Below are 3,395 nucleotides of genomic sequence, written 5' to 3' on the forward strand. Positions count from 1 at the left end.
CCGGCCGGGTCATCAATGTGCCGTCCTTCTCGCAGGAGGTGCACGTCGGGCACTACCCGCAGTGGGACAACGGGGAGAGGCGTGGTGCTCCGCGACGTCCTCGGCCATGGTCCTGAAGTACTGGGGCGTCGGGCCGACGGCCGCGGACCTCACCTGGGTGCAACCACCGGTGGACGGCGAGGTCGACTTCTCCGCGCGGAACGTCTTCGACTACACCTATAACGGATGCGGCAACTGGCCCTTCAACACCGCGTATGCCGGCCGCTACGGTCTCGAGGCCTTCGTCACCCGCCTGCGCAGCTTCACGGAGCTCGAAGAGCTCGTCCGGGTGGGCATCCCCGTGATCATCTCCGTGTCGTTCAAGAAGGGTGAGCTCGACGGGGCCGGCTACGGCACCAACGGCCACCTCATCGTCGTGGTCGGTTTCACGACCGAGGGCAACGTCGTCGTCAACGACCCCGCCAGCCACCTGATCCCCGACGACGGCCAGGTGCGCACGGTCTACCGCCGCGACCAGCTGGAGAACGCGTGGGTGCCCCACTCCGGCGGGACGGTCTACGTCGTCCACCCGCGCAGCATCAGGCTGCCGAAGACCCTCGTCCCCTCCGAGCCCAACTGGTGACGAACCACCCGGCGTCGTGATCGTTGCGACAATGGGGGAGTGACTACCGCAACCCCACCCGGGTGGCCGCGCGAGATCCCGCCGGCCCATACCCCTGGCTGGGAGGACAAGGCCGTCGCCTGGTTGCTCGACCACTGCCCGGCCGACTATCGCGGGTATGCCGGGTGGCGCAAGAACCCGGTAGCTCTCGCCTGGCTGGCCGACCGTCACATCGACGGACAGGTGGGTGCGATGCGACAGGCCTATCGCGAGGCGCGGGTCGAGCTCGGCGACCGCGTGACGACCGAGGCCCTCGCCGAGATCATGGGGCACCTCGAGGCCGAGGGGCTGCGACTCGTCGCGGCCCGTCGAGCCTCCGCCCTCGTCCTCGAGGCGATGCAGGGCAAGCGATTCGTGCCGAGGCTCTGAGCCCCCCGAGGTGGCACCAGCGCTGTCCACGGGTGGGCGAGATGGTTACCCACGATATGAAATACAGTTTCTGAGAAATGCAGTCCTGTGACGAATCAGCAGCCACGCCAACAGAGTTGATCGGCTATCTCCTTGCGGAGAAACTTCTCGCTTTCGTCTTCTCGATGCTCCTCCAGGTCTCGACGCACGACATCGTGGAGCTGGAAGGAGAACGGGGTGCGATGCCCGAATACGGTTTATGTCCGGTTTAGGTTGCTATCTCATGGTGCGCGTGATGTGCTAAGGGTCACGATGTCCGTCATGGGCAAAATGTTAGGGGGTGAGAGCAGATGGGTGCAGTACGTGTCTCCGCGAAGCGGGTGGTTCGTCTGGGTCTGCTCTCCGCCGTGGCCGGGGCCGGGTGGTTCCTGCTGGGGACCTCCGCCGCCCACGCCGACACCCCCGCGCCGGGCGTGCTGAACGCGGTGGGCTCGGTGGCGCAGTCCGCCGGAGCCGGCCTCGGACGTGTCGTCGGCCACGTCGTCACCCTGCCAGCCAGCCCGGCAGCTGCTGCGACGAGCGTGTCCGTGCCGCCCGCGCGCCTGCCTCCCCGGCCCGACCGGCTGCGCCCACCCCGGCCAAGGCTGCTCCCGTCTCGCCCGCCACACCCGCACACCTCGCGACGAAGCCCGCGCCGGTCATCCCGGCTGCTGCGGCCAGCGCCACGACTGCTGTTGCTGGGCTCGTGCAAACCGCAGGAACGACCGCGACGAACGTGGTGATCCCGGTCAGCCGGACGGTCAACCAGACGGTCGCGCGGACGCTGGGCACCGTGGGTTCCACGCCGGTGCTGAGCCCGGTGCTCACCCCAGTTGTCGCGCCTGTGAACACCATCGTCAGCGGCGTCGTCGCAGGCGTCACCAGTGTGGTCGACGGCACCGTGACGGGCACGACGACCACGGCGTCCGGCGGCCTCACGACCGTCGGCGGCGTCCTGGGCGGGGTCCTCTCCGGCGTCGGCACGACCCTCCCCACGACCCCGACGGGGCCGTTCGGGGGAGTCGACCTCCCCACGCTTCCGGGCCTTCCCACGCTTCCGGGCTTCCCTGCTGAGCAGGGCCGTCCAGGCCCCAACGCTCCGGCAGTCTCGACGCCTGGCCTTCCCGTGATCATGCTGCCAGCGCCTGTCGTGGCCCCCGGTGCGCCTGGGTCGACCATGGCCTCCACGGGTGCTGTGTCGGCTCTGGACGCCACGTCTGTCATGGCCGCATCGGCCGCCGACGTGGCCACGTGCGGCACCTTGCACGACGCCCGTATGTCCGGGGCCGCAGCCAACGCGTCGGTCTCCTCATCGGCCTCCTCGGCCGTTCAGGTCCGTCCGTCCGATCTTCCGGTGGCGCCTGCGCCGTCGGTGCCGGGCTCGGGTATGCCGGCGGCGACGGCCGGGGTCTCGTTCTCTGCTGGCGGTGGTTCCGGTTCCGGTGGTGCGCCGGTGGCGGTTCTGTCGTCGTCGTGGTCACCCTCGGCCATTCTGGCCGGTGCGGTCATCCCTGGTAGCTGGGCGTTGCCCGGCCAGGTCGGCCTGCGTCCGAGCGTCTCACCCGATTGATGGTGTGCCGGCGTCCCTGAGTGGGGACGCACGCGCACAACACCCCCCCCGGGCCCCACCTTCGTGGTGTGGGCTGGACCATCGATCATTTGTGAGAGGTACGACCATGAACGTGTTCATCAGACGAGGACTGCAAGCAGCCCTCCTGGTCGGAGCTGGCGGCATCATCTGCGCGGCGTCGGCTTCGGCCGACACCACCTCCGGCTCCCACAGCCTGCTGGGCGGCAACCAGGTCACGGCCCCGATCAGTGTCCCGGTCACCGTGACCGGCAACGCGATCGGCGCCCTCAACGGGCACGCCACCACCGCGGCCGCCCCGGCCCCGGCTCGACCGTCGGCGCCCGCGCCTGCTTCGCCGGCGAGCTCGCCGGCGTCGCCGGCGTCCACGACGGCGGCCTCGACCACGGGTGCCCGCTCGGTCGGCGGCGGGAACCAGGTCACGATCCCGGTCACCCTCCCGGTGACCATCGGCGGCAACGCGGTCGGCGCCCTCAACGGCACCGGCACCGGCAGCGCCCCCGGCGGCACCGGCGTCACCACCACGACCCCGACCGGCGGGAACACCACCACCGGTAACGGATCCGTCGGCGGCGGGAACCAGGTCACCCTCCCGGTCACCGCGCCCGTGACGGTCGCCGGCACCGGCGTCGGCGCCCTCAACGGCGCCGGCACCGGCGCTGGCAGCGCCCCCGGCGGCACCACCACGACCCCGACCGGTGGGAACACCACCACCGGTAACGGATCCGTCGTCGGCGGCAACCAGGTCACCCTCCCGGT

General features: G+C 70.4%; 5 protein-coding genes. 4 read left to right on the plus strand and 1 reads right to left on the minus strand.

Features of this window, described 5'->3' with window-relative positions:
• Nucleotides 1-622: peptidase C39 family protein (locus tag Q0R63_RS00330; RefSeq protein WP_295692320.1), on the plus strand; the 622-nt coding region annotated here is incomplete at its 5' end.
• Between the two features lie 39 nt (nt 623-661).
• Nucleotides 662-1,030, plus strand: a complete 369-nt coding sequence (locus Q0R63_RS00335; RefSeq protein WP_295692325.1) for a hypothetical protein — start codon at nt 662-664, stop codon at nt 1,028-1,030.
• 522 nt (nt 1,031-1,552) lie between these two features.
• On the opposite strand, the gene Q0R63_RS00340 is transcribed toward Q0R63_RS00335, so the two are convergent.
• The gene (locus Q0R63_RS00340; protein WP_295692327.1) at nt 1,553-1,840 is read right to left on the minus strand and encodes a hypothetical protein; all 288 of its coding nucleotides are present in this window, start codon (nt 1,838-1,840) and stop codon (nt 1,553-1,555) included.
• 1 nt (nt 1,841) lies between these two features.
• Here Q0R63_RS00340 and Q0R63_RS00345 point away from each other — a divergent pair, with 1 nt between their 5' ends.
• Together Q0R63_RS00345 and Q0R63_RS00350 are read left to right on the plus strand one after the other, a co-directional pair.
• Nucleotides 1,842-2,618, plus strand: coding sequence for a hypothetical protein (locus Q0R63_RS00345; RefSeq protein WP_295692329.1), 777 nt, complete (start codon nt 1,842-1,844; stop codon nt 2,616-2,618).
• Nucleotides 2,619-2,724: 106 nt separating this feature from the next.
• Nucleotides 2,725-3,395, plus strand: a 671-nt coding sequence (locus Q0R63_RS00350) for a chaplin family protein (protein ID WP_295692331.1), incomplete at its 3' end; no start/stop codon positions are given.

The organism is Lapillicoccus sp. (assembly GCF_025353065.1).
Taxonomy (GTDB): domain Bacteria; phylum Actinomycetota; class Actinomycetes; order Actinomycetales; family Dermatophilaceae; genus Lapillicoccus.